At 59.6% G+C, this 26,886-nt stretch carries 20 protein-coding genes, 1 other RNA gene and 1 pseudogene; 9 read left to right on the top strand and 13 right to left on the bottom strand.

Features of this window, described 5'->3' with window-relative positions:
- Positions 1-117: 117 nt before the first annotated feature.
- Positions 118-2,157 (top strand): annotated as a pseudogene (locus tag NQ050_RS09310) (type ISP restriction/modification enzyme); the annotation flags it as partial.
- A 171-nt stretch (positions 2,158-2,328) separates the two neighbouring features.
- Here NQ050_RS09310 and NQ050_RS09305 read toward each other — a convergent pair.
- The gene (locus NQ050_RS09305; protein WP_257039028.1) at positions 2,329-2,754 is read right to left on the bottom strand and encodes a hypothetical protein; all 426 of its coding nucleotides are present in this window, start codon (positions 2,752-2,754) and stop codon (positions 2,329-2,331) included.
- A gap of 321 nt (positions 2,755-3,075) precedes the next feature.
- A complete protein-coding gene (locus NQ050_RS09300) occupies positions 3,076-3,471 on the bottom strand; it encodes a thiol-disulfide oxidoreductase DCC family protein (RefSeq protein ID WP_257039027.1) in 396 nt (131 codons plus the stop codon).
- A 550-nt stretch (positions 3,472-4,021) separates the two neighbouring features.
- Between NQ050_RS09300 and NQ050_RS09295 the strand changes: the two genes are divergently transcribed.
- Together NQ050_RS09295 and NQ050_RS09290 are read left to right on the top strand one after the other, a co-directional pair.
- Complete coding sequence (locus NQ050_RS09295; RefSeq protein WP_257039026.1) at positions 4,022-6,484, top strand: DUF262 domain-containing protein; 2,463 nt, start codon at positions 4,022-4,024, stop codon at positions 6,482-6,484.
- Between the two features lie 200 nt (positions 6,485-6,684).
- Positions 6,685-7,746, top strand: a complete 1,062-nt coding sequence (locus NQ050_RS09290; RefSeq protein WP_257039024.1) for a hypothetical protein — start codon at positions 6,685-6,687, stop codon at positions 7,744-7,746.
- An 860-nt stretch (positions 7,747-8,606) separates the two neighbouring features.
- On the opposite strand, the gene ssrA is transcribed toward NQ050_RS09290, so the two are convergent.
- The 6 genes from ssrA to ftsE form a co-directional block, all read right to left on the bottom strand.
- Positions 8,607-8,997: a transfer-messenger RNA gene (gene ssrA, locus NQ050_RS09285) on the bottom strand.
- Between the two features lie 102 nt (positions 8,998-9,099).
- Entirely contained in the window at positions 9,100-9,543 is a 444-nt protein-coding gene (locus NQ050_RS09280) for an ASCH domain-containing protein (RefSeq protein ID WP_257039023.1), read from the bottom strand.
- On the bottom strand, positions 9,540-10,136 hold the full coding sequence (locus NQ050_RS09275) for a hypothetical protein (RefSeq protein ID WP_257039022.1): 597 nt from the start codon (positions 10,134-10,136) through the stop codon (positions 9,540-9,542). Before NQ050_RS09275 ends, NQ050_RS09280 begins: the two co-directional genes overlap by 4 nt.
- 2 nt (positions 10,137-10,138) lie before the next feature.
- Positions 10,139-10,633, bottom strand: a complete 495-nt coding sequence (smpB, locus tag NQ050_RS09270) for an SsrA-binding protein SmpB (protein WP_257039021.1) — start codon at positions 10,631-10,633, stop codon at positions 10,139-10,141.
- Positions 10,634-10,723: 90 nt separating this feature from the next.
- Positions 10,724-11,626 carry a permease-like cell division protein FtsX gene (ftsX, locus tag NQ050_RS09265; RefSeq protein ID WP_257039020.1) on the bottom strand — a complete coding sequence of 301 codons (903 nt, stop codon included), beginning with the start codon at positions 11,624-11,626 and terminating at the stop codon, positions 10,724-10,726.
- 15 nt (positions 11,627-11,641) lie between these two features.
- Positions 11,642-12,331, bottom strand: a complete 690-nt coding sequence (ftsE, locus tag NQ050_RS09260) for a cell division ATP-binding protein FtsE (protein WP_257039019.1) — start codon at positions 12,329-12,331, stop codon at positions 11,642-11,644.
- 375 nt (positions 12,332-12,706) lie between these two features.
- On the opposite strand from ftsE, the gene NQ050_RS09255 reads away from it, so the two are divergent.
- The gene (locus NQ050_RS09255) at positions 12,707-14,254 is read left to right on the top strand and encodes an AbgT family transporter (protein WP_257039029.1); all 1,548 of its coding nucleotides are present in this window, start codon (positions 12,707-12,709) and stop codon (positions 14,252-14,254) included.
- Positions 14,255-14,485: 231 nt separating this feature from the next.
- Complete coding sequence (locus tag NQ050_RS09250) at positions 14,486-15,919, top strand: sodium:alanine symporter family protein (RefSeq protein ID WP_257039018.1); 1,434 nt, start codon at positions 14,486-14,488, stop codon at positions 15,917-15,919.
- 102 nt (positions 15,920-16,021) lie between these two features.
- On the opposite strand, the gene prfB is transcribed toward NQ050_RS09250, so the two are convergent.
- Together prfB and NQ050_RS09240 are read right to left on the bottom strand one after the other, a co-directional pair.
- Positions 16,022-17,128: a peptide chain release factor 2 gene (gene prfB / locus NQ050_RS09245; protein WP_257039017.1), complete on the bottom strand. Its 1,107-nt coding sequence runs from the start codon at positions 17,126-17,128 to the stop codon at positions 16,022-16,024.
- A 20-nt stretch (positions 17,129-17,148) separates the two neighbouring features.
- Complete coding sequence (locus NQ050_RS09240) at positions 17,149-17,652, bottom strand: hypothetical protein (protein WP_257039015.1); 504 nt, start codon at positions 17,650-17,652, stop codon at positions 17,149-17,151.
- A 108-nt stretch (positions 17,653-17,760) separates the two neighbouring features.
- Between NQ050_RS09240 and NQ050_RS09235 the strand changes: the two genes are divergently transcribed.
- A complete protein-coding gene (locus NQ050_RS09235) occupies positions 17,761-18,627 on the top strand; it encodes an inositol monophosphatase family protein (RefSeq protein ID WP_257039014.1) in 867 nt (288 codons plus the stop codon).
- A gap of 11 nt (positions 18,628-18,638) precedes the next feature.
- Entirely contained in the window at positions 18,639-19,424 is a 786-nt protein-coding gene (hisN, locus tag NQ050_RS09230; protein WP_257039013.1) for a histidinol-phosphatase, read from the top strand.
- A 181-nt stretch (positions 19,425-19,605) separates the two neighbouring features.
- On the opposite strand, the gene NQ050_RS09225 is transcribed toward hisN, so the two are convergent.
- The 3 genes from NQ050_RS09225 to NQ050_RS09215 form a co-directional block, all read right to left on the bottom strand.
- Positions 19,606-20,706: a S1 family peptidase gene (locus tag NQ050_RS09225; protein ID WP_257039012.1), complete on the bottom strand. Its 1,101-nt coding sequence runs from the start codon at positions 20,704-20,706 to the stop codon at positions 19,606-19,608.
- A 148-nt stretch (positions 20,707-20,854) separates the two neighbouring features.
- Positions 20,855-21,811, bottom strand: coding sequence for a MaoC/PaaZ C-terminal domain-containing protein (locus tag NQ050_RS09220; protein ID WP_257039011.1), 957 nt, complete (start codon positions 21,809-21,811; stop codon positions 20,855-20,857).
- A gap of 2 nt (positions 21,812-21,813) precedes the next feature.
- Positions 21,814-23,181, bottom strand: a complete 1,368-nt coding sequence (locus NQ050_RS09215; RefSeq protein WP_257039010.1) for a 3-oxoacyl-ACP reductase — start codon at positions 23,179-23,181, stop codon at positions 21,814-21,816.
- 159 nt (positions 23,182-23,340) lie between these two features.
- On the opposite strand from NQ050_RS09215, the gene NQ050_RS09210 reads away from it, so the two are divergent.
- Positions 23,341-24,651: an acetyl-CoA C-acetyltransferase gene (locus NQ050_RS09210; RefSeq protein WP_257039009.1), complete on the top strand. Its 1,311-nt coding sequence runs from the start codon at positions 23,341-23,343 to the stop codon at positions 24,649-24,651.
- A gap of 29 nt (positions 24,652-24,680) precedes the next feature.
- Positions 24,681-26,870, top strand: coding sequence for an acyl-CoA dehydrogenase family protein (locus NQ050_RS09205; RefSeq protein ID WP_257039008.1), 2,190 nt, complete (start codon positions 24,681-24,683; stop codon positions 26,868-26,870).
- The last annotated feature ends 16 nt before the right edge of the window (positions 26,871-26,886 follow it).

Raw genomic sequence — 26,886 nt, 5'->3', positions numbered from 1 at the left:
GATTGCGCAGGAAGCCCAATCGGCCCCTCAGCATGCCCGAAAACAACATCGCCGAAGTAAAACAGAAGCCCTTCACACCCCCAACAATCTCACCCACGGAGTTGACAACCTATATAGGAACACCCCCCGCAGTATTCTCCGTTCAACAACATCGCGCTTGCAGACACCTTCCAGATCCACGAGGAAGGCGACATCCCCGACCTTATGGTGTTCAAGGAAAACAACGCCACCATCCAACGCCAGATGGAAGCTCCAATCAACGTGGTGATTGGTAATCCGCCGTATTCGGCTGGCCAAACCAGCGCGAATGACCTCAACGCCAACCTCAAATACCCATCACTGGACGCGCGCATCGCCGAAACCTACGCAGCCAAATCAACCGCGACGAACAAAAACTCCCTCTACGACTCCTACCTGCGCGCCTTCCGCTGGGCAACCGACCGCATTGGGGACAAGGGCATAGTGGCCTTTGTGTCCAATAACGGCTGGATTGACGGAAATACCGGCGGTGGTATTCGTTTGTCGTTAGTTGAGGACTTCACAGATTTGTACGTGCTGAATCTAAGGGGCAACTCCCGCACTGCCGGCGATATTGCAAAGCGAGAAGGTGGCAACGTTTTTGATATCCGTGTCGGTGTAAGCATTTTGATCGGAGTCAAGGACCCGACTAAGGATAGGACCACGATCAATTACGTTGAAGCTGCTGACTACATGAACAAAGACGAAAAGATTGCTTTGGTAGCTCAATCAACAGTGGAAAATCTCTGCTGGCAGCAAATCACTCCTAACCAGTGGGGAGATTGGCTGAACCAGCGCACGGAGGATTTTGAGACCTGGCCTGTGATTGGGGAAAAGAAAGGGCAAACCGACAGGTTCTTTTCTACATTTTCAGCAGGGCTGAAGACTGGACGTGATGCATGGGCCTATGCGCAAACACCCGAGCAGCTAACCGAGCAATTACAACGGATGCTCGACACCTACAACGACGTAACCGAGAAACTCGCTCGCTGGGCTGAAAACGAGGGAATCACCCGGATCCGGGAAGCGGAGGTAACCAGGTTCCTTCAAGCGCAACCTGATCTAGCAGATTCGACAAAGATCTCATGGAACCGCACATTGAAAAACTACGCAGCCAAGGGAACGGATATACGGCTAAAAAAGCAACGGATTTACCGATCCTTGTACCGCCCCTTTACCGGCTATTGGGCGTATTTCGACGGGCCGTTGAATGACATGACGTACCAGCTCCCCTCGATTTTCCCAACACCAAGGCACAAGAACACCGGTTTTTACATTGTTAATCCGGGTAGCGCAAAGCCGTTTTCAGCGATCGCGACAGACCTAATTCCAGATCTCGCGATGTGGGGTTCTAATGCTGGGCAGTTCTTCCCCCGTTTCACCTGGCAGCCGGTTGACGCTGCGGATGGATCTTTGTTTGGGGCGGTGGACGTCGGGAAGCTTGGGGAACAAAGTGAATATGAGCAAGTAGGTGAAGTGGTCGATCGCTATGTGCGCGTGGACAACATCACTGATGAGATTAAGGAGTTGTACCGTTCTGCACTAGGAGCTGACATCACTGGCGATGACATCTTCCACTTTGTGTACGGCAAGCTGCACGATCCGAACTACCGCAGCACCTATGCGGCGGACTTGAAGAAGATGCTGCCGCATATTGAGACGCCGGCGTCGCGGGCAGAGTTTGATAAGTTCGCGGCGGCAGGTGCGGCGTTGATGAAGTTGCACGTTGGCTATGAGGACGTTGAGCCATGGCCGGTGACCGTGGAAGTCAAGGGCGACGAGGCGGACCGGGAGACGTGGCGAGTGCTCAAGATGAAGTGGGCCAAGCGCAAGGACCCGGAGACCGGCAAGTCGGTCAACGACGTGACCAAGCTGATCTACAACAAGTATGTGACCGTCAGTGACATCCCGGCGGAGGCCGAGGAGTACATGCTTGGATCACGCTCGGCGCTGGCGTGGATCATCGACCGCTACCAGGTGAAGAAGGACAAAGCCTCCGGCATTGTGAACGACCCCAACGACTGGGCCGATGAGGTAGGCAACCCGCGCTACATAGTGGACTTGATTGCCAAGGTGACCAGGGTTGCGGTGGAAACTGTGCGGATTGTGGATTCCCTGGGTGATGAGACTGAGGTGTAAATCCGGCGCGGTGGTTGGGCGGTAACTTGGCCATCCTGGGCGCAGTGAGCGCAGTGAAAAGCTCCCCACCCATGGAGATTCTGATTCGGTATTTCATGGTGTTGGGGAGCTGCGGGTTGTGAGGCGCACCGGGAGAAGGGGCGCTGTTACCTCTTTTGAGGAAGCGTTGCGTTAGCGGTTGCCAGCGGTGACGATGAGTTCGAAGGAGCTCGTCTCCCCCGCTGGGCTGGTGAGTTCCACGATGGTGGTGCCTTCAGCAATTGGGTGAATCCCAGCGTTGAAGGAAGCGGAACCATCGCTGCTAGCTGGTGTGAACTCCGCAATGGTTGGATCTTCTACGACGGCGGTCCACTCACCAGCAGCATCGTCCTGGGCCTTGAACACCAGCTCACGCTCAAGCGGAAGAGTGATGGTGGTTCCATTCACAGCCTCAGGATCCCTCGAGATCGGTGCCAATGCCTGTGCCGTCTGCGCGGAAGACTGAGCGGCGGTTGTGGAGGCGGAAGCGTCGGTCGAGGAGTCCGAGGTACAACCCGTGAGGCCAAGGGCAATAACAGCCGCCAGCGAGCAAATTGCGTTAAGAGATCGGTTATTCATGAGGAGCATTGTATTCGAAGCATTTTTTGAAAGAGAATTGAGAAGCGCCGAAAGCTCGGAAATCTGGCTTTTGTAGGCATTATCACTTTCTGTTTCAACGTTGGAATGAAGTTTCACTTTGGGGAATATTCATAATCTTGAAAAATATTCCGCTTTCATTGAAAACTACCTGCGGACATCTCAAGAATCTGCGGCAGCTTGCGCATACAATTTGTTTTTCTAATTCCAAGTTACGCGTTGGAACAATCCCATTCACGGCATTGCCTCTGCCTCGCCCCGGACCCCGGCGTTTGGCGCTTGGCGCTCGGAGCTCGGCGCCTCCTAACGGAGCCTGCACGCAGGCGTTCCCCCAGGCAAGAGATGGCGATATTTTGCCTCCAATGCGTACACCTTTTGCGCAATGAACTTCACCCCTGGAAGAAGCAGAAATGCCCCAAAGTGACGCAGCACCATTAATTGCGATTTCCCCAACAATCTGGCAAATGCAACCGCACCACCATATTTTTCATCATCCTCAATAAGCCACACTTGGGAATTCATTTCTGTTTCAGAAATGCCAAATTCTTGGCATTCAGAAAATTGAAATGGGACTGCCTCGAATTCAACCTTCCGCTTGAGCCATTCAACGCTTGCAGAACAAAAGCCGCAATCACCATCAAAAAGCAGCGTGGGTTTCTTACCCATCCCTTCACCTTCACAAGTTGGCTTCACCGTCATTGTTTCCCCACTCTACCCGCAACGTTCCCCGCTATCCCCTGCCGAGCTAAGTTCCCGGCGCGAGTTGAAACAAAACCAAGTTTTTCGTCTTTCCAATGAAATTGCGCGAGAGATTTAGATCCCTTCAAATTTGGGTTTCTTCAATACGCACATGCATCAAGAACAAAGCTCCACATTCCAAATCGAGTTTCATTTCGAGCGCTCCCGATGCTCAAAGACGCCCAAAAGCTGAGTAGTTGACCTCGGCAACAAGTTCACAACGGAGCCATCGCGATGTGCACAAATACTCCGTCGGATAGCTTGAGCTTAGCAACCCAGGCGTTCGCAACCCAATTGCTTCACGTCGCTGGTGGCGCAACCGGGACCAGCAAGGCAATCAGGCATTTGAAACATTTACAAATTTTCCTTGAAACAGGACCTAAAAGGAGAGTTCAGAGACATAATACGGCTGGTTCTCTGACAAATTTGTACGAACAGGGGTAAGGAACAGGGGTATGCATGTCCTGGGCTCTTGCAATACTGATTCATAGTTCATTCAGCAAAAGTTCGCGTGTACACGCAGGGAGGCAGGGAGGAAGCCTTGAGAGGCAACGTCTCTAATATCTACAAGGTGTTCGATGGGTCCGATCGCAAGCTGGTGATCCCTGTTTACCAGCGCAACTATGACTGGACCGAAAAGCAGTGCGCGAAGCTTTTTGACGACCTCACTGACATGATTCGCGCGGGGCGGCCGGCACACTTCTTCGGCGCGGTAGTGGTCAACCCTGAAGACTCCTTCACCTCGGTGGTCATTGATGGGCAGCAGCGCATGACCACAGTAAGCCTGTTAATGCTGGCGCTGGCCCATGCCCTAGAAGAACAAGAAATTGCTGAAGTTGATGAGGAAGAAGAAAAAGATGGGCTTGCACAGAAGCTCCTCAACAACTACCTACTGCTCCAGGATTCAGGGCAGCAGAAGTTCAAGCTAAAGCCTGTCAAAGATGACGCCAATGCGTATACGCGGCTGTTCGGGCCGGAAGAGTACTTCAATGAGAAGTCCAAAATCACAGTGAACTACCGCTACTTCCGGGAACGACTGCGGCGAACAGAGTTTTCGGCGCAGACCTTGTGGAAGAAGGGCATATGCCAGCTAGAGGTGATGCATCTGGATCTGGAAAGCCACGACGATCCGCAACGGATCTTTGAATCGCTTAATTCAACGGGTTTGGCGTTGAAGGAATCAGACAAGATTCGCAATCTCGTCCTCATGGGCCTTGACCACAATGAACAGCTTCGGGTCTACGAGCAATTTTGGAATCCACTCGAGATGGCTGTGAATTTCCAGACGGACCGATTTGTGCGATGGTACCTGGTAGCAAAAACCAGTAAGACGCCCCGTGAAGACGCAGTGTTCGAGGAGTTCAAACGGTTTGCGGAAAAGAGCTCGCTCCCCTACCCCGCAATCGTGGAGGAAATGCACCGCTTTGCTGTTTACGACAAGCAACTCTCCACGGCAAGTACCGGCTTCGCAGACGTCGACCGTATCCTACGCCGCGCAAACCAGGTGATTGGTGATGTGGTCAAGCCCCTGCTGTATTTGACCTTCCGCGATTTGAAGGAGGGTGTGATTAGCTCAGCAGACTTTGCATCAATCGTGGAGATTTTGGAGAGCTACATTTTCCGGCGCTTTGTGGTGAGCATTGCCACCAACTCACTCAACAAGATCTTTGCAAATGCCTACTCTGAGCTCCGCAAACTACGCAAAAACCAGGAGCCGTATTCCGACATCCTGGCCTATATGCTGACAACTAAGTCTAAAAGCGGGCGCTTCCCCGATGATGAAGAATTCGCAGCGGCGTTTGCTATGCACGACTTCTACAGCATCCGCCGCTACCGCCCATACCTCTTCAACTGCTTGGAAACAGCGGGCAGCAAAGACGTCAAAGACATCGCGGACTACATTGCCAATGAAGAGCTGACGATCGAGCACATCATGCCCCAGACGCTGAACAAGGCGTGGCGTGCAGAGCTAGGACCAGATGCGGAGAAAATTCATAGAAACTGGCTGCACAGGATTGGTAATCTCACCATCACTGGCTACAACTCCACCTATTCCAATGCGAGTTTTACCCAGAAGCTCACCATGGATGATGGCTTCAAAGATTCCCCCTACTGGCTGAACAGTTTCCTCAAACAACAGGTTACATGGGGGCCGGAACAACTTGAGCGACGAACGAACTTGCTCGTGGATCGGGCGCTCACCATTTGGAAGAGCCCGGAAGCAAGCTTCGTTCCCGAAAAGGAGATTCTTGCCTACGAACCCCTGGGAAAGGACGCGAATTTTACTGGCGAGCAGCTGGCGGCCATTGAGGTCGAGGGCAATAAAGTACCAGTGACTGTTTGGGCGCAAGGTCTCGTTGAGGTCTTGCGGATACTCCTCACAGTTGATCGCGAACGGCTGCTCACCGCCGCGATGGACGAGGAACTCCTGTTCGTTGATGATGTGGTTCAACGCGCCTCAATTGACACTCGGCTTCGAGTAGTTGACCCGGCACTCGGCGTCCGGGTGACTACTTCTACCAATCAAAAGATGGCGTTGTTGCGGCGAGTCTGCGCAGCTATTGACTACGACCCGGAGGACATCCTCTTCTACTTGCGCAGCAAAGAGGCAGAAAAGGGTGAAGATGATTCCGGGGATCAGACCACTCAAAGCCCTTACGAGTACCTGCGTTCATTGGCTCCCCTACTTGAAGAGTTCGCCGGGAGTGATTTCGCGGAGGCGGAAACCCTAGAGCTCCAAGATGAATTCCTCAACCGCATCGCCCCTCACCGTGTGGAAAACCCATCGGGGATGCTCAGCGGAAAGTCGCTCGAAGCCTTTCTCACGCAACACCCGGTAGACACGTTGACCACCGAAGAAGTACTGGCGTGCCTCACGACGTATGAGACCATGGCAAACCTTCTGGGCAAAAGCGTGATCCATGGAGGCATTATCAACGGAACTCTCGGCCAGTTGATCGAGCGCTTGCCCTAATGGTGCGCGAGGTTGCAGCAAAATGGCGAGCACCTGCAAGTTGGGGCGGCCCTCACACATTCACACCATAGGTCGCGGCAAGCAAACATCGGGCTAAAGGTGGGTGTGAGGTTCGTCGGAAAATAGGCGTTCGCCAGAGACTTCTCAGCATATACCGTAGGGTTAAAAAGGATTTTCTTACATACAAGAAGGGTTCTGACGTGAACAGTTTCCTCAAGACTGTTGGCATAACAATGGTGGCTTCCCTAGCGTTGGCGGCTTGCAGCGGCGAACAGGACCAAGAGTTGGCGCAGGTGACGACCGCCTCCAGCACCACGAGCGAGCAATTGCCCGCAGAAACAAGCGCGGAGGATAACAGCGGCGGTGTGGATCTGGCCAAGTTGCGCAGCGCCTACGAACAGGTGCTGGCTTCTCCTCCACAGCTTGACACGTTGAATCACTGGCCGGATGAAAAATTCCTTGGCACCTATTCCTATGCCATAGGTGAGTTCAACAGCGACGGGCGCCCCGACATGCTCATACGCAAGGACTACATGGGGTGGGCGCCGATCACAATGATCTCCACCGACGCCAACTACAACATCATCCAGGCAACCGCCTCCCTGATGGAGGGCGCGGCGAGCGCCGGTGGCTCACGTGTAAGTTTGACTTTCAATGGGACCGGTGACGGCGTGTTCCAGGTGGGTTACCAGTCAGTCGGAACAACCGGCGATTCAGAGCAGTATCGGCTCATGGGCACCATGCCCACAATGGTGGCCAAGAGGCAAGTGCCCGTCATGCCTTTCCCCACCGATCACATCCAACCCAATTGGCACCAGACCACTGACCCGAGCGGTTTGGACACGCTTGCACAAGTAGCCGCAACCTTTGCCAACGCGTCGGGCCCAGCCGCGGAACCGGCAGCTGCCGCACCAGAGGTCGCGGGCACAAAGCTCACTGGCACGCTGCATCACCTGACGTACCAGGAGGCGCTATTCGGCGAACGGGATCCCAACCCCGGTGCCGATCGTGGCGATATGTACTGGATCCTACTGTTGGATGCACCGACAACCGTGACCGGCAACATCGTGAGCAGTTCCTCAAACGTACGAACAGAGACCATCGATGATGGCGTTCTCCTCACAGTTGGCGATTACTCTCAGTTCGAAGGCCTGCACGTTACCATCACTACCCCAGAGGTCAGCGGGCGGTTCCCATCCGACACCAGCGTGCCCCTAGGCATGCTTCGGGTCAGCGAGGTTCTCGACATCCGCGCTTCCTAACCCGCGTCTCCGCGTACCGACGCCCCCTGGCCTCCGGCACCCGCCTCCGGCACCGCCACCGACCCTCTCCCGGACTTTGCCGTTCGTGAATTCACTACCGCAATGGGATCACAGCTTCTACTGGGCAGCTCGGCGATTCAAATTCATTTCCAAAGCAATTTGGGTTCGTCGGACACGGCGAGGAAGTTATTTAGCCTCCGGCCAAGAAGTGCGCAATTGGGAAATGGGAACTTCTGTACTTTCAACTGAGGCCGTTGGCTAGACTCCGGACGACCTCTCGTATTCCTGAACGGAACCCTTCTTTTCACCACGGGCTCCCATGAAGAAAGCAAAGCAAACGGTTGCAACCACAACGATTGGGAGTGCCAGCGCAGACAATGCCGGAAAGGTGGGGGCAAACCAAAACACGGAGGCAGCGCCTGCGACAACGGCTGCAAGCTGAACAAAGACAGCACCAAGCACGGCGGGCAAGATGTAATCAAAAGCAGCGGTCAAGCTCTCTGGGAGAATGGGATCTACCCGTCCCTGACTTGCCGGACAACGAAACCTCGTCGCACTGGAACTGCTCTACGACTCCGTGCCAGACACGCTCAGCCAGTTGATCCGGACAGCTAGCCTTGCCGACGGTTGGCGGTCAGCCATCCCTCGGCGGCAATCTTGTATGGGGCTAGGAAAATTCGCTAATCATTCGCGAATGCATTCCCCACAGATTCCCCACGGATTCCCTATTTTTGCCCTATTTTTGCCCAAAGTTTGCATTCCCGCTCTGAACCATTCCCAGTCAGATCCAACCGATAACCTCGCTGACCAGCACAGATAAAGCAAAACCCCCGGTCGATCACGACCAGGGGAAATGCCAATTGTGGAGCCGCCGGGAATTGAACCCGGGTCCTATGCCACTTCGTCAGGGCTTCTCCGTGCGCAGTTTGCGCATGGATCTCTACTCGGCCCTCTGGCTAAGGCAAACACTCTCCAGAAGATGGGCCCAGTTCGTGGAAGATGTCCCTCCCCGCCTCACGAACACGGCGGGAAAGCAAGTCCCTTGAAGTCGATGCCAGGTCCAGGATCAGGGACGAACCCTGGTCTGACAGACACGCAGGTCGCTGGCTATTCTAATTAGGCAGCGAGGGCGTAGTCGCGCTGAGTGTTCTCGGCGCTTATCAGTTTGCTACGACGCTTACGGTGGTCTCTAGCCTGCACCGGCACGCTTCCCCTGACTTAATGTACATAGTCGAAACCAAAATCGACCCCATACAATGCCCGGAGCTGGGATTGTGCAATCACTCCGCGCAGTGGCTCCACACTACTCCCCTCCCACGCCAAGGCGCAAGCCCCAACCAACTGTCAGCACCATCACGCAGTGCCCGGCGCGTACACCACCTCAAAACGCTCGTACACCACGAGCGCATCCTCAGCCACTTGCCCCCAGAACTCCTGGTGCGCGCTGCGCCAGTATTCCAGAGAGAGGTCGCCCTCCCCTTCCGCGGCTGCCTGCTCCGGGGTGATTGCCCTGAACGCAACTAATTCCACGGCGATAATCCGAATCAACGCAACCGGTTTGCCGCTGCCATCCAGGATGATGTGGAGCTGCCCAGCCTCCGGGATTGGTTCTCCCTCCGCGAGGTAGTGAGCGTACAGGGAGCTGGTCGCAGTTTTGCGGCCAGCCACCACGAGGGAAGCAAGGGCGTCGGCCATTTCTTTCCCCGCGCCGAACGCCCACGCGGGAGGAACCTCTAGCCCAGGACCAGCCCCAGGTCCAGCCGCAACGCGTGCCTTCTCCCAAAAATCAGCGATCATCGGCCCTGTGAGTACACCTTGGCAAAGTCTGCCAAGATTTCTTTCCACGCCGCTTTGAATTCTTCCGATTGCTCGGTGGAGTTGAGGTTACGCATATCTACTGCAAGCACAACCTTTGGGGTTCCGTTTTTTGCCAGCGGCTTGGCGGAGATATTCACGCTCACGGCGGCACCATTATCCAGCTCGGTGCGCCAATAGCGCCACTTCTCCGTGGCATTGCGGCGGGGCTCCTCCCCGATGGGCACCCCGGCAATTTCACCCAAGTCCAGGGCGAATTCGGCCCATTGATCGGCTACCTCATCCATGGTGCCGCTCAACGTCTTAGAGGCGCTGGCGCCAAAGGTGCCGTCGCAGCGCTGGGCAGGGGCGCGCCGGCCCGTGTGGTACTCGAAGGCAATCGCGATGCCCTGGGCCCACCAGTGGAGGTTTTGGCCTTTCATCTTCTCACCGAGCTCCAACAGCTTGGCGTAGGCCAGCTTGGCCAGGTCAGCATGCGGAGCCTGCGCGTGAGGCGCGAAGTACTCCAGCCACTGCTCCTCGGTGATTCCGGTGGCGCGGGCGGATGTGCCCCAGAGGTCGTCCCTTGTTCCCATTGCTACCCCTGGATGCCTTTGATACGCCGGCCGAGGTCACGGGTGATTTCACGTTCTTCGGTGCGGCGCTTGATGTCTTGGCGCTTGTCATACGCCTGTTTACCCTCCGCAAGGCCAAGCTCGCACTTGAGGCGGCCTTCCTTGAAATAGAGGGAAAGCGGGATGAGGGTCTTGTTGCCATCACGCACCTTGCCCATGAGGGAGTCAATCTCCCGGCGGTGCAGCAGCAGCTTGCGCACGCGTACCGGCGAGTGGTTGGTCCAGTGCCCACGGGAGTATTCGGGAATGTGGAGGTTGCGCAGCCACACCTCGCCTTCATCGATGGTGGCAAAGGCATCACCAAGGGTGGCTTTGCCCTCGCGCAACGACTTCACCTCAGTTCCCACCAGCACTACACCGCACTCGTAGGTTTCCAGGATGTTGTAGTTATGGCGAACCTTCCGGTTTGTTGCCACCACCGGATTGTGCCCTTTGGCGTTCTTCTTTTTCTTGGCCATAATCCAACAGATCTTACCAGCGCTGCGCGGCACTACCGACGCCGGCAAGGTTGCAACCTGGCAACGTCGGCACGCGTGCTTCTGCCCGCACTACTTGCGGACGTACCAGCGCAGCGTCGCTTGCGCGGTGAGCGCGGAGAAAATGATGCCTACCAGCGCAACCACCGGCAACACCGCCCAAATATCTGTGTTGGAGATGCGCGCGATGAGCTGGGAACTGTAGAGGCCGTCCAGGGTCTTGTCCACCACCCACGCCTTGCCGGCGAACAGCGCAATGCCGGAGAGTACCGCGCCCACGAGGGTTGCCACGATGGCCTCAAGCACGAACGGCGCCTGGGTGTACCAGCGGGATGCGCCCACCATGCGCATGATGGAGATTTCCTCGCGGCGGTTGAAGGCGGCGATCTGCACCATGTTCACGATGAGGAAGATTGCCGCCACGGCCTGTATGCCGGCGAAGAGGAAGGTGGCGTTGCGGATCGCGTCCAGGTTGTCGGTGGCGCCGCGGAGGTCATCCACCTGGTCCACAACTGCGGTGACCTGCGGCAAGTCGCGCACCGGATCCAAAGGAGTGGTGTTCAGGGGGTCGGTGAGGCGCACATGCACGGCAGCGGGCAGGGCGTCCGGGGAGGTCTCCTGCACCAGCAGCGGGTCCGAATCCTGGAATACCTCAACGAAGCGCTGGTAGGACTGCTCGCGGCTGCGGAACGTCACAGATTCCACGCCCTCCGCGCCCTCAAGGAGTTCGCGGACTTCGCGGCAGGGGGTGGTGGAACAGTCGGTATCGTTGGCGGAGATTTCCTCATCCAACTGCACCATCACCTCAACGCGGTCCAGGTAGATTTCTTTGGTGCGCTCAGTCATCCCCGTGACCAGGAAGCCGGTAGCCAGTAGTGCGAGGGAGATGGCGGTGGTAATCACCAGCGCGATGGTCATGGTGATGTTTCGGCCAAGCCCGCGGAAGGCCTCGCGGAACACAAAACTCAAGTTCATTGGTGCGTGGCCTTTCTAGCTTGATTCGCCGTAGACGCCGTGGGCGTCGTCGCGGATAAGTTTGCCCAGTTGGAGTTCGATCACTCGGCGGCGCATGTCATTGACCGCCCGGGCGTTGTGAGTAGACATCACCACGGTGGTTCCCGTGCGGTTGATCTGGTTGAGCAGCACCATGATGCCGTCAGAGGTCTCTGGGTCCAGGTTGCCCGTGGGTTCGTCGGCCAGCAGAAGCAGCGGTTTGTTCACCACGGCACGGGCGATTGCCACGCGCTGCTGCTCACCGCCGGAAAGCTCCTGTGGCATGCGGTCCGCTTTACCGGCAAGGCCCACAAGCTCCAGAGTTTCCGGAACCATCTGCGCGATCTTCTCCCGCTTCGTGCCAATCACTTCCAGCGCAAACGCCACGTTGTCATACACATTCTTTTGCTGCAGGAGCCGGAAATCCTGGAACACGTACCCAAGCTTTTGGCGCAAACGGTTGATCTGCTTGCCGCGCAGCTTGTTCACATGAAAATCCTCAATCCGGATGTCCCCGCTGGTGAGGTTGGTTTCCCGAATCATCAGTTGCAGGAATGTGGACTTTCCGGATCCCGAGGGCCCGATAAGAAACACAAACTCGCCCTTGTCTATCTGGAAACTCACGTTGTCCAGCGCAGGGCGGGTTGAGGTCTTGTACAACTTGGTCACGTTTTCAAAGGTGATCACAGGGGAACACCTTAGCCCAGATGTTGCCATTGTTAAAGATGTGACTGGTGTGAATTGGGTTTTCTTGGGGCGGCGGGAGAGCATTTCCGACGTCCCCCTGTTGCCCTGCGCCGTTGTGAGTTTTGTATTCATGGTCCCTGGACTCGGATCCCGGGTCCCGGGTCCCTAGTTCCGGGTTCCGGTCTTCAGCGCAGATCGGGAACTTCTGGCACCCTGGAATGCACCGCTTAGGATCACACGACCCTGGAACACAGGAGGGAAGACCTCATGTCCAAGCAAACCGAAGTGAAAGAGCAACCAAACACGGGAAGTGCCGGAGCGGAGACGTCGGAAAGGCCCCCAACTTCTGCGGGCGGTGCGGGCGGCTTCCTCGGGATGGTGGAGCGCCTCGGCAACAAGCTGCCTGATCCTTTCTGGCTCTTTGTGCTGCTGGCTGCCGTGGTGGCGGTGAGTAGTTGGATTGGCTCGCGCATTGGCATGACTGCCACGGACCCGCAGAGCGGCGAGCTCATTGAGGTGCAAAACCTCCTCACCGCCGAGGGCATCCAGAAGATGGTCACGGAGGCCGTCAGCAACTTCACCTCTTTTCCGCCTCTCGGCGTAATTATTACGGTGATGTTGGGTGTGGCCGTTGCCGAACACGCCGGCCTGATCAGCGCCCTGATCCGCGCGATGGTGGCCAAGGTTGGCCCGCGCACACTCACCTTCGCGGTGGCGCTCGCCGGAGTGACTGGCTCGATTGCCTCTGACGCCGTGTACGTGATCCTCATCCCCTTGGGCGCGATGAGCTTCTACGCGCTCGGCCGCTCCCCCATTGTGGGCGCCATGGTTGCCTTCGCCGCATCCTCAGCCGGTTTCAACGCCTCCCTGCTGCTCAACATCACCGACGTCTTGCTGGGTGGCATCTCCACCTCGGCGGCCCAGTTGGTGGATGAAACCTACCAGGTATCCCCGCTGGCCAACTACTTCTTTGTGATCGTCTCCGCAATAGTGCTGGCACTGATTATTACTGTGGTCACCGAGTTCTTTGTGGAAAAGAAGGCCCGTGAGCTAGTGGACCATGATCAACTCAACACGGAGGAGCTGGAGTTTGGTGAAGGTAACGGAGCTGATGAGGGTGAGGGCTCTGGTGAGGGCTCTGGTTCTGAAGCATTAAAGCTGAGCGCAACCGAGCAGCGCGCACTGTGGATTACCGCCGGTGCCGCCGTAGCCTACTTGGCGGCATACTTTGCGCTCTTGTTCATCCCAGGCTCTCCGCTGGCCAGTGCCGATGGCGCAATGGAAAGCCCGCTGATCCGTTCCGTTGCAGTGCCCATTGCGCTGATGTTCTTGGTGCTCGGCGTGGTGTACGGCGTGGCCGCAAAAACCATCACCGGTTCAGACCAGATCCCAGAGATGATGGCCAAGGGCCTCAAGACCATGATCCCTATGCTTGTGCTGTTTTTCGCCGTGGCACAGTTCTTAGCTTGGTTCCAATGGTCCAACCTGGGCATTTGGACCGCCATCCGCGGCGCGGAGCTCTTGGAGCGTTGGGACCTGCCGCTATTCGTGCTCTTTGCGGGAGTGGTACTGATGGTGGCACTGCTGAACTTGCTCATTACCTCCGGCTCCGCACAGTGGGCCCTGATGGCGCCGGTGATCGTGCCAATGCTCATGTACCTGGGCACCTCCCCGGAGGTGGCGCAGATGCTGTTCCGTATCGGCGATTCCCCCACCAACATCATCACCCCAATGAGCCCCTACTTCGCATTGGCATTGATGTTCCTCCAGCGTTACTACAAGAAGGCGGGCGTCGGTACGCTCATGTCCCTCGCGCTGCCGTACTCCATCAGCATGCTTGTGGGCTGGTTCCTACTGTTCCTGCTGTGGTTCACCCTCGGGTTGCCGCTGGGCCCTGGCACCCCGATGACCTACCCCGCATAATCGCACTACTCAGCACCCACTGCAGCTCCTCTTACCGCAGGTGAGCCAAGGTGGGTGTTTCCCTTCTTGAGGGTGTACCTTTGGAGGATTTTCCCTGTGATTTTTGGTTGAATAACCAAAAGAATCTTGCGCGGGTGGGGTGGGTAGCGCAAAATATCCGGCAAGCCGCTGGCGCAAACTGCTGGCTGCGCTCACTGTGCAATAAGCCCCATTAGTAAAGGAACGTGCCCTATGGATACATCACGGCTCCAAGAAATCATTGACTCCCTGGGCAGTTTTGTCTGGGGCCCGTGGTTTCTCATCCCGCTGCTGCTCGGCACCGGCCTCCTGTTGACCATTCGCCTCGGCGCCCTGCAATTCCGCTACCTCGGCGTTGCCCTGCGCCATGGCCTGATTGACCGCAATGATGAAGGCGGCGAAGGCGATATCTCCCAATTCCAAGCCCTCACCACCGCGCTGGCAGCAACCGTTGGCGTAGGAAACATTGTTGGTGTGGCTACTGCAATTGGCGTAGGTGGCCCCGGCGCTCTGTTCTGGATGTGGGTCACCGGCCTGGTGGGCATGGCCTCCAAGTACTCTGAAGCTTTCCTTGGTGTTCGCTTCCGCACTACTGACGCCAAGGGCAACGTCTCCGGAGGCCCGCAGCGTTACCTGGAGGAAGGCATCCCCGGCGGATTCGGTAAGTTCCTCGGGTGGTTTTTCACCATCGCTGCGATCATTGCATCCTTTGGTATTGGCAACCTCACTCAAGCCAATGCCGTGGCCACCGGACTGGAGGACTCTTTTGGGGTTTCGCCATGGGTTTCCGGCATCGTCATGTTCATCCTCACCGGCACCGTGCTGCTGGGCGGCATCCAGGCCATTGGCAAAGTGACTTCCGCGTTTGTGCCGCTCATGATTATCATTTACGTCGTCGGCGCACTGGTGGTGCTCGCGATGCGCGCAAGTGAACTGCCCGCCGCCTTTGCCCTCATCTTCTCCGATGCGTTCAGCGGCACCGCCGCCGTTGGTGGCTTCCTGGGCTCCGGCATCATCCTTGCCCTGCAGATGGGTGTGGCCCGCGGTATCTTCTCCAACGAGTCCGGAATGGGTTCCGCCGCTATCGCTGCCGCTGCCGCCAAAACCAAGCACCCCGTGCGTCAAGGCTTGGTGTCCATGACCCAGACGTTCATTGACACCATCATCGTGGTTTCCATGACTGGCCTGGTGATCGTGACCACCGGCGTATGGGAGGGCGGCCGCGCGGCTGCAGGCACCATGACCGCAGATGCATTCCGCGCCGGCATTGGCGCCGACTGGGGCGGCACGATCGTTTCCCTGTCCATCGTGTTCTTCGCCTTCTCCACCATCCTGGGCTGGGCCTACTACGGCGAGCGCAGCGCGGAGCGCGCATTTGGCATCTTGGGTTCGCTGCCCTACCGCTTGATCTTCACCTGCGTGGTGTTCCTCGGCGCAATCACCGAGCTACACTTGGCCTGGAGCTTCGCTGACCTGGCAAATGGTCTCATGGCGCTGCCAAACCTCATCGGTCTGATTATTCTCTCCGGCCTGGTTGCCCGCGAGACCAAGGCCTACCTGAAGTTCGACCCCAAACTGCGAGCCGGCTCAGAGGAAATCGAGCGCTTCCTCGCAGAGACGAACAACCCCTGGCGCAGCGGGAAATAAAAAAGCAGCGCTGGTGTGGGTGCCTGAAGCCTTACGACGGCACCACGCCGGCGCTTTTCCGTATCTCACCAATGAGCCGTCAGCCTGCTAGCTTTCTGCCTGCTAGCTTTCTGCCTGCTGTTCAGCTACGCGCCAGCGGATGCCCGCCTCGAGGAAGCCGTCGATGTCGCCGTCGAGCACGCGGGTTGGATCATTCACCTCGTAGCTGGTACGCAGGTCTTTCACCATCTGGTACGGATGCAGCACGTAGGAACGCATCTGGTTGCCCCAGGACGCGTTGCCGCCGGCCCCCAGCGCATCCAGCTCTGCGCGCTCTTCTTGGCGCTTGCGCTCCAAGAGCTTCGCTTGGAGCACGCGCATGGCGGAGGCACGGTTTTGGATCTGCGACTTCTCGTTTTGGCAGGTCACCACAATGCCCGTGGGGATGTGGGTGATGCGAACGGCGGAGTCCGTGGTGTTCACGGACTGCCCACCTGGGCCAGACGATCGGTACACGTCTACGCGAATTTCCGTATCGGGGATGTCAATGTGGTCAGTTTGCTCCACCACGGGCAGCACCTCCACCTCAGCAAAGGAGGTCTGGCGCCGGCTTTGGGAGTCAAAGGGGCTAATCCGCACCAGGCGGTGTGCGCCCTGCTCCACGGAAAGGGTGCCGTACATGTATTCGCCGTGGACCACAAAGGTGGCGGATTTGATTCCGGCTTCTTCGGCGTAGGAGATGTCGTAGATATCTACGGCATGGCCCTTCTTTTCCGCCCAGCGGGTGTACATGCGCATGAGCATTTCGGCCCAGTCCGCTGCCTCCACACCGCCCGCCCCGGAACGGATGTTGATAACGGCCTCGCGCGCGTCGTATTCGCCGGAGAGCATCGTGTTCACCTCAAGAGCTTCGATCTCTGCCTTGACTTCGGCGAGTTCGGCGTCGGCAAGCTCCGGGCCTTCGCCTTCCTCCTCTGCCAGTTCGTACATCACCGGCATGTCATCAAGGCGGGAGCGCAGCGAGGTGAGCTTTTTCAGCTTGGCCTGCACCCCGGAGAGCTCGGTGGTGACCTGCTGGGCGTGGTTTGGGTCATCCCACAGGCTGGGGTCTGAGGCTTGGGCCTCGAGTTCGCGGACGCGCGTTGCCAGCTCCTCGGGGTTCATCACCTTTTCAATGGTGCCTAGGGTGACGTCGAGGTCTTTCAGGGTTTGCTGGGTTTCCGGTCGCATGAGCAAACATTCTAGCGCGCCTAGGCCCGGCCCCGCCTGATCCCCTTCACTATCAAGGCCGCAAGCGCCCCCACCACCATCAGGCCGCTGAGCAACATGATCACACCAACGCCCGATTGGCCCGTGGGATCGGTAGGCACGGCCATCAAGCTAAACCCGAGCGTGTAGCCCACGGTCATGCCGGCCCAAATTCCCGCGAACGTGCCAATTTTGGGGGCGTTCCACAGTGCCCACAGCAGCACGCCCAGGTACAGCACGCCGGAGAGGAGCATCTGCACCACCAGCGGCTCAGTGGGGTTTGCCCAGCTCATCGTAGCCATCCAGATCGCCCAAGAAGCCAGGAACGTGAGCCCAAACCCGCGGACCCACGCACGCATTCTGGTGCCGAGCGCTTGGGCGCGGATGCCCTCGGTGAGGTCGCGAATCGCCGAAAGTGCAACAACCGGGCCGGCAAACAGCACCACCACCACAACCGCGCCAAGATAATCAGCTTCAGCCGGCAGTGGGATTTGTTGAGCGAGCATATGCACCTTTTCACCAATCCTGTCTACCGGTCATGTTCACCAATCATGTCCGCGCCCCGAGTTTGCGCGCGCCTCCAGCGATTGTAGCCAACCAGAAGGTGCCCCATAATGGTTTCCATGAGCACAGCCGAACCCACCCTCGCAGAGATGATTGCCGCGATCACCAAGACGTTTGTGATCGCGCACGCAGAAGATTCCGACGCCCACCTGGCCCAAGCACTGGTCTACAACGCGGGCCGCTTGGCCTGGCGCATGCGGGAACAAGGGGTGCAGGTTGATCAGAAAACCAGCATCACAGACGTGGTTACAGACGCAGACCGCGCCGCGGAAACCTTCATCGCCGGCGCACTCGAGGCGCTGCGCCCAGAGGACGGCATCCTGGGTGAGGAAGGCGCCGGCCGCGAATCCACCTCCGGGCGCAACTGGGTTGTGGATCCCGTGGACGGCACCTTCAACTTCACCCGCGGCTCCGACTACTGGTGCTCCGCGCTGGCACTGATCGAAGGCCCATTCGACGAGCCCAAGGAAGTCCTGCTCGGCGCGGTACACCGGCCCGCCATGGGCTACACCTGGTTTGGCGGGGCCGACTACCCCACGCAGCGCGACTCCCAAAAGGTCACCCCCCTCACCCCGAAACCACTGGCAGCCTGCGCTTTTGGCACCTATCTCCACCCCACGTGGATGGACAACGCCGAGGTCCGGGAAACCTGGCTACGTGCGGCGCGGGGGGCGTCGACACTGCGGATGCACGGCGCGGGCAGCGTGGACCTGGCGAGCGTTGCCGACGGCACCCTGGATCTGTGGATGCAGCACTCCGTTCCTGCTTGGGATTGGCTGCCGGGGCGCGCACTGGTGGAGGCCGCCGGTGGAACGGCGCTGCAGGTGACTGCGGGCGGGGTGACGTGGTCAGTTGCAGGCAACGAGCAGGCGGTGCGTGAGGTGGAAGCGCTGCTGCTCGGCGGGAGCGTGCAGTAGGATTACAGCCCATGAGTACCTACGTTGATGACCTCGCCTTTGCACTCGAGCTTGCCGACGCCGCAGACGCCATCACGCTTGAGCGTTTTGAGGCGACCGACCTGCACATCGACTCCAAGCCGGACATGACCCCGGTCAGCGACGCCGACACCTCCACCGAACAGCGCCTGCGCGCACTCATCGAGGCTCAACGGCCCGCCGACGCCATCGTGGGTGAGGAGTTTGGTGGCGAGGCCACCTTCGAGGGGCGCCAATGGGTGATCGACCCCATCGACGGCACCAAAAACTTCGTCCGCGGCGTGCCCGTATGGGCAACCCTGATCGCGCTGCTGGTAGACGGAAAACCCGTGGTAGGCGTGGTATCCGCACCGGCGCTGGCGCGGCGCTGGTGGGCAAGCGAAGGCTCAGGTGCGTGGCGGAGCTTCCAGGGTGGCTCGCCAAAGAAGCTGGAGGTCTCCGCCGTAGCTGACCTCGCCGACGCCTCCATTTCCTTCTCCTCCCTGGAGGGTTGGCGCGACCGTGGCCTGCACGAACAGTTCGTGGCGCTGAGTGATTCCACGTGGCGTCTGCGCGCCTTCGGCGACTTCTTCTCCTACTGCCTGGTTGCCGAAGGCGCCGTGGACATCGCCGCGGAACCCGAGGTTTCCGTGTGGGACCTGGCTCCTTTGGCCATTTTGGTGGAAGAATCTGGCGGCCGGTTCACCTCCCTCGCGGGTGTGGACGGGCCACATGGCGGCGACGCACTGGCCACCAACGGGCTGTTGCATAATGCCGTGCGCGGAGTACTTGAGGGTTAGATGATGAATAGCTGGTTTGGAGGCTTCACCCACCATCGGGGCGTTGGTCGATAGGGGCGTTGGTCGATAACCCAAGGTCGATAGCTCGCCGCATTGGTCGAAAGGACGGCGGATTTCGGGGAAAATCGGGTCCTATCGACTTTAAGCTATCGACCTTCGCCAAGCGGCGGCCCTACACCAGCTATTTGGTCAACTGGAATCCCGCTCCCACTCCCCCGCGGGCGTTGAGGTCTTTGACTACTTTATTGAAGTCGGTGGATTGGGTGGGCATGAACAGCGGGCCTTGCAGCGGGGTTGCGCAGGCGAGGTTTTGGTCTGGGAACATGCCGCCATTAACCAAACCAACCACCTTGTTGCCGTTGAGGATGGGGGCGCCGGAGTCACCTCGCATTGCGCAAATCTGGCTGAGCGCCATGGCAGATTGATTTGCCCACACAACGCCACAGGTGAAGCCGGTGGCCACGCCCTGTTTGCAGAGGATTTCGCCTTGGGCTTGGGCGCCGTGGTCGGTGACGGTCACGCCGTTGTAGGTGCTGGTGAGCTGCGCGTTTGAACCGAGCTCGATCACGGCGTAGTCCAAGTTCGTACCTTGGGCCACCACGGTGCCCGAGGGGCCGAGCTTCCAGGAGTCGGCGGAAATCACGGTGTCACCCACCGAACCGCAGTGGCCAGCAGTGATGGCCAGTTTGCGGCCCTGGGCGTCGGTGCCCGTTGCAGTGACGGTGCACATGGACTTCTCTGCCACAAAGATTGGGGTGCCCGGGCCATACAGGGACTTGCCTTGGGCCTCCGCAGCCTTCGACGCCTCCGGGACATCCGGCGCGTTAAACCAGGAGCCGGGCGCGCGGTGCAAAACGGGACCAGGGGTGAGCGCCATGATGGAGGAGACGGGGTCGTTACGCCACATGTAGTTCGGGCCGGCGGGGTCACCCACCGCGTACCCCGCAGTCGGAGCAACAGGCACAGCAGGCGCAACAACCGGAACTGCGGCCGCCACCTGCTCCTGCACCGCTGCTGCCTGTTGCTCCCACTGGGTGCCTAGGCGCTCGGCTTCGCGGTGGGCGTCGGAAAGCGATTGGTCAATGGCCTGCGCGAGCGCCGGGTCCACGGCTGGCAATTGGACGCCGAAGGGCTGGAGTTGCTTGTTCCACTCGTTGATGGTGTCTTGGGTGGACATCGGCGCGGGCAGCGTGAGGGCTTGGGCGGTGGGGGCTGCGCCGAACGCTATTGCTGCGCAAAAACCTGCCGCTAGAAGTTTGCGAACTCGCTGTTTACCCACCATGTTGAGGCCTCAATTCTGCGTTGCTCCACGCCACCCGAACCGTTCAATTGTGCCCGTTCATCTTGTCATATAAACCCTGGCAAAGCACGCGCAACGTGCGGGACGCCACAGGGATTCACCCCATGCGTGGGCATGCGCTCTGCGTTGATCAACTTGGCCAGGCAAACTCCTCCACTATTGCGTGCGCATGCAGCTTTTCTGTGTTCTTGGCTTTGCGCAGTTGGAGGTCCCAGGCTTGCTCCTCGGCGCCCGCCCGCAACGCCCAACACTGGACGCGTGCGGGCAGCACCACTGGCGCGGCGAAGTCCACGGTGAATCGCACAGCACGTTCCGACGCCCCCATGCGCCCCTCCAACAAGGTGAGCATCTTCGCGGCACTGAACATGCCGTGGGCAATCACGTTGGGGAAGCCAAAGAGTTTGGCGCCGGCCACGCTGGTGTGGACGGGGTTTTTGTCGCCACTTGCCGCGGCGTAGGCGTTGATTTGGTCCCGGGTGATCCGCCACAAGGCAGTCTGCGCTTGCCTTTTGGGCAAGGTGGGGGTGTCCAGTCGGGTGCCTCGTTGTTCGCCGCGGTTCACAATGTCCGCGGAGGCGCTGGAAGCGAGCTTGGCGCCGAGGCCCAGGAACGTGGAGGTTTGCACCCACGCTGGGTCCTGCTCGCCGGCGAGAGTGAGGTGCGTGATGACGTCGATGAGCAGGCCTTTGCGGTGGCTGCGCAGGTTTTCGGCGTGGACGCTTAAGGAGAACTCCTGGTCAATGCCTATTGGGTGGCGCTGTTCAATCTGGTTGGAGATGTGTACGGCACCCATCGCCGGGAAGGGGAAGTCTTTGGCGCTCATTACCTGTATTGCCAGCGGGAAGCCGAGGACAAAGGGGTAGGTGATGGGCAGCTCGTTGGTGTTGCGCAGGCCCACCGCCTGGTTGTAGTGAGCCAAGTGCTCGGGGTTCACCCGGATTCCGGAGACTTTGGCGCCGCTGGTGGGGTCGGCGACGGCACGGCGGGTAGTACCGAGGACTGGCACGCGGTCAAGGGCCACGCGGCGGTAGAGCTTGGAAAGCTCCGGGATGTTTGGCAGTTGGGTGTACTGGACGTGCTCGTTCATCGTTATGCCCCCATGATCGACTGGCCACACACCCGAATCACATTGCCACTCACCGCGCCAGATGAAGCGGCGGCGAGGTACGCCACTACCTCAGCAACGTCTACGGTTTGCCCACCTTGCTTGAGTGTGTTGGATTTCCGGCCCACTTCACGCGGGAGCGTGGGCATTGCTGCGGTCATGGCCGTCTCAATGAAGCCTGGGGCCACGGCGTTGATGGTGCCGCCGTGGCGGGCGAGGGTTTCTTTGAGGGCGTCTACCAGGCCAATCATGCCGGCCTTGGTGGTGGCGTAGTTCGTTTGTCCGCGGTTGCCGGCAATACCCGCGATGGAGGACACGCCGATAATCGCAGGTGCAGGGCCCAGGTGCCCGCCTTCAAGCAGCGCCTCGGTGATGCGCACGGGCGCCACCAGGTTGATGTTTTGCACCATGTCCCACATCGTGCGGTCCATGTTCACCAGCAGTTTGTCCCTGGTCACGCCGGCGTTGTGGACCAGGACGTCGATGGGCATGCCGTAGCGCACCTGCGCATGTTCAGCTATTGCGGCGGCCGCTTGGGGGTCGGTAACGTCCAGCGGCAGAGCCGTTCCCTTGACTTGATTCGCCGTTTCTGCGAGGGCTTCTCCCGCGCCTGGGACATCCACGCAGATCACTTTGGCGCCGTCGCGAGCCAGCACCTCCGCCATGGTCTTGCCAATGCCGCGCGCAGAACCTGTGACCACCGCGAGCCTTCCTGCCAGGGGCGTTTCCCAGCTTTCCGGGGCCGCTGGTGAGTCGGCAGCGCCCACGCGGATCACCTGGCCATCCACGAAGGCGGACTTGCCAGAGAGCAGGAAGCGCAGCGTGGATTCGAGTTGCTCTACCGACGTGCCCGGCGCGGCATACACGAGCTGCGCCGTGGCCCCGGCGCGCAGTTCCTTGGCTAGGGAGCGGGTGAAGCCCTCGAGGGCGCGTTGGGTGATGCGCTGGATGGTGTGTTCAACGCTGAGGAGTTCGGGCGTGGTGCCCAGCACCACCACGCGGGCGCAGGGGCGCAGCTTGCGCATTTGGGGGTTCAGGGAATCGTAGAGTTTGTGGAGGTCTTCGGGGCGGGTGATGCCGGTGGCGTCGTACACGATTGCCGCGCGTGGGGTGTCTGCGTGTTCGGGGATGAACTCGTAGGCGGCACTGTCAGTGCCCTTGTTGGCGGTGAGCAGGGGCTCGATGTGCGCGGCATAGTTGCCCTCACCGGCTACCGCGATGGGCCCGTCGAGAGCTGGCTTGCCGGGGGTGTAGCGGCGCAGCGGGACGCCTTGGGGCACGCCGAGTTTGCCTGCTACCGGGGAGTTAATGATGCCGTCCAGCACACCAGCTTTGGTTCCTGCTTTTGCCATTGTTCGCATACCTGCCTTGCTACCTGTGTTTGTGTGAGCGTTGCGCCCCTATCGGGGGTATCTAGGACGTGACGCACAACACCCTCTCCTGTGATGTAGGCTACAGTAACACCCAAACGTGATCCACGCCATAAAGTTTTGTAGGCAAAAGGAGTTTTCATGTCCACCCCACCGTCCGCTTCCCGCAGGAAAGTAGCCATCCTCGGCGGCAACCGCACCCCCTTTGCGCGCTCCAACCGCGAGTACGCAAACGCCTCCAACCAAGACATGCTCACCGCCGCCATCAACGGCCTGGTAGCACGCACCGGACTGCAAGACGTTGAGCTGGGCATGGTTGCCGCCGGCGCGGTGATCAAGCACTCCCGAGACTTCAACCTCACCCGCGAGTCCGTGCTGGGCTCCGCGCTCGCCCCCACCACCCCCGCCATCGACGTCCAGCAGGCGTGCGGCACCGGCCTCGCCGCGGCAGTGTTGGTTGCCGACGGCATCACCGCAGGCCGCTACGACGCAGCGATCGCAGGAGGCACGGACACAATTTCCGACGCCCCCCTGATGGTGAGCGACCCCCTCCGCCGCACACTCATCAAGCTTTCCCACGCACGCAGCGCTTCCCAGCGCCTCAAGCTGGTGGGCAGCATCCGCCCCAACCAACTGGTGCCGGAATCACCCGCCAACTTCGAGCCACGCACCGGCCTCTCTATGGGCGAGCACGCGGCCATCACCGCCCGCGAGTTTGGCATCACCCGCGAGGACCAAGACGCCCTAGCCCTGGCCTCCCACCAGAAGCTGGCCGCCGCCTACGACGCCGGCTTCTTCAACGACCTCATCACCCCCTTCCTGGGCGTCACCAAAGACACCAACCTGCGCCCCGACTCCACCATGGAATCCTTGGCCAAACTCAAGCCAGTGTTTGGCAAGCAGGATGCCATCGACCACGGCGCCCAGGCCACCATGACTGCCGGTAATTCCACCACGCTGACCGACGGCGCCTCCGTAGCGCTGCTTGGCACCGAAGAGTTTGCAGCGACGCACGGCCTCACCCCGTGGGCCTACTTGGTGGACTCCGAGACCGCGGCGGTGGACTACGTTCACGGCCCGGACGGTCTGCTCATGGCCCCTACCTACGCCGTACCACGGCTGCTCGCCCGCAACGGACTCACCCTGCAGGACTTTGACTTCTACGAAATCCATGAGGCTTTTGCCTCCCAGGTGTTGGCCACCCTGCAGGCCTGGGAATCCGAGGACTACTGCCGGGACCGCCTGGGCCTCAAAGAGGCGCTCGGGCCGATCGATGCCTCCAAGCTCAACGTCAAAGGCTCCTCCCTTGCCGCTGGTCACCCCTTTGCTGCTACCGGCGCGCGTGTGCTGGCCACCGCAGCGAAGACCCTGCATGAAAACGGCGGCGGGCGCGCATTGATTTCCATCTGCGCAGCCGGCGGCCAAGGCATCGCCGCGATTTTGGAAGCCTAAAACACCCCTCACAGTAAAGGAACACCGAAATGTCTACCATCACCAGCAAGTTAAAGGCCGCCGCAGCAGGCACCGCGGAGAAACTTGTCCGGCCTGAGCGAATGGATCGCGCCGGCAAGGAACATGGTGACGTCGTGAAGCATTCCCCCGATTCAGATGCCGACGCCGCACCGGAACTGGACCGCGAGGAGATCAAGAAGGAACTCGCCGCTGACCGCCGCGTTCCCAACACCCTGCCCACCACCCCGGACCCGAAGGCCGCAGAGGACCTGCGGATGATTCTGGACGGCCAGTTCGGCGAGCTGCGCGAAAGCATCCGCGAGATGCTCAACGACCCCTTCTTCCTCCCCAAGTTGGAGGGCACCATTGAGGAACAGCGTGACGCCCTGCTGCCAGTACTCGAGCGCTTCCGCGACTCTGGCTACTCCTATGACTCCTTTACCAAAGCCAACGGTGGTTCAGGCAAAGCTGACCGCGCGGTGATTGGCCTGGAGACCCTGGGCCACGCAGACCTTTCCGCAATGGTGAAAGCCGGTGTGCAGTGGGGTCTGTGGGGAGGTGCGATTGACAATCTGGGTACCGAGCGGCACCGCCACTACATCCAGCCCACCATGGACCTTGAGCTCATGGGCGTGTACGCCATGACCGAGATCGGCCACGGCTCCAACGTTGCGCAACTGCAAACCACCGCCACCTATGACCCCGAAACCCAAGAGTTCATCATCCATAGCCCCAGCCCTTCCGCGAAGAAGGTGTACCTGGGCAACGCCGCGCGCCACGGCCGAGTTGCAGCAGTGTTTGCCCAGCTCTATACCCCCGGCGTGGAGGAATCGCATGGCGTGCACTGCCTCGTGGTGCCAATCCGTGATGAGAACCTCAACCCCCTGCCCGGCGTGACTATTGGCGACCACGGCCGCAAGGGCGGCCTGTTGGGTGTGGACAACGGCACCCTCATGTTTGACAACGTCCGCGTGCCGCGCGAAAACCTCCTCAACCGCTTTGGCGATGTGGATGAAGCCGGCAACTACACCTCCCCCATCGAGTCCAAGAACCGCCGCTTCTTCACCATGCTTTCCACGCTGATCCGCGGACGCATTGCGGTTGGCGGCGCGGCCAACGCAGCAACCCGCACCTCCTTGGATATTGCGGTGCGCTACGCCACCAGGCGCCGTCAGTTCTCCCCTGGCGGCGACGCCCCCGAGAAGCGCCTCATCGAGCACCGCTCACACCGCCTGCGCCTGTTGGTGCCATTGGCAAAGTCCTACGCGCTGATGCTGCTGCAAAACGAGGTCACCGCGCGCCTCTACGAACAGCAGCTCCAAATCGCCGGCGGGAAGCTCAACATCTCCAACCCCACCGAGGAGCAGTTGATTGCCTCCCGTGAGCTGGAGAGCTGGGCAGCGGGCCTCAAAGCCATTTCCACGCAGCACGCCACCCGCACCATCCAGGAATGCCGCGAGGCCTGCGGCGGCGCTGGGTACATGGCAGAGAATCTGCTCACCACGTTCAAGGCGGATTCCGACGTGTTCACCACCTTTGAGGGTGACAACACGGTGCTCATTCAAATGGTGGGTAAGGAAATGCTCACCGCATATGCGAGGGACATGGGCGACCTCAACGCGCTGGACATGGTGCGCTACGGCATTGACGAGGTCTCCGACCTCATCCGCCGCCGCTCCGGCCTGCACGTCACCGTGCAAACCGCGCTCGACGCCGCGCGCCGCAACAACGACAACTCCCTGTTCGACGCCGGCTACCAGGTGAGCCTCCTAGAGGACCGCTCACAGAAGATCTTGAAGTCGCTGGCCGGCCGCATGCGGGCGGCACGCAAGCTCGACCCAGAGGAGGCAGCAAAAGTGGTGGACCTGGCCCAGGACCACCTCATCGCCGCCGGTTGGGCGCGCATGGAATCCTTGGCACTGCAGTCCCTGGTGGAGGCAGAAAGCAAACTGCCTGCCGACTCCCCCGCGCGGCACGTCCTCGAGCAGGTACGCGACCTCTACGCGCTCTCCACCATCGTGGAGCATGCCGGCTGGTACCAGGAGCACAACATGCTCTCCGGCCTGCGCTTGCGCATGGCCCGAGCCGCCGTGCGTGACCTCGTGGACTCCCTCGGCCCCTGGGCGGAGGTCCTGGTAGATGCATTTGCCATCCCCGAGGCTATCCGCAACGTGCCAATGCTCAACCAAGCCGGAGTAGACGAGCCGCGCTACGCCTAGGGTTTGTTTGGGAAAA

The sequence above is a fragment of the Corynebacterium sp. 122RC1 genome (genome assembly GCF_024580955.1).
Taxonomy (GTDB): Bacteria; Actinomycetota; Actinomycetes; order Mycobacteriales; family Mycobacteriaceae; genus Corynebacterium; species Corynebacterium kozikiae.
The sequence above is the reverse complement of the archived record's forward strand: the minus strand, read 5'-3'. Positions and strand labels throughout refer to the sequence as shown.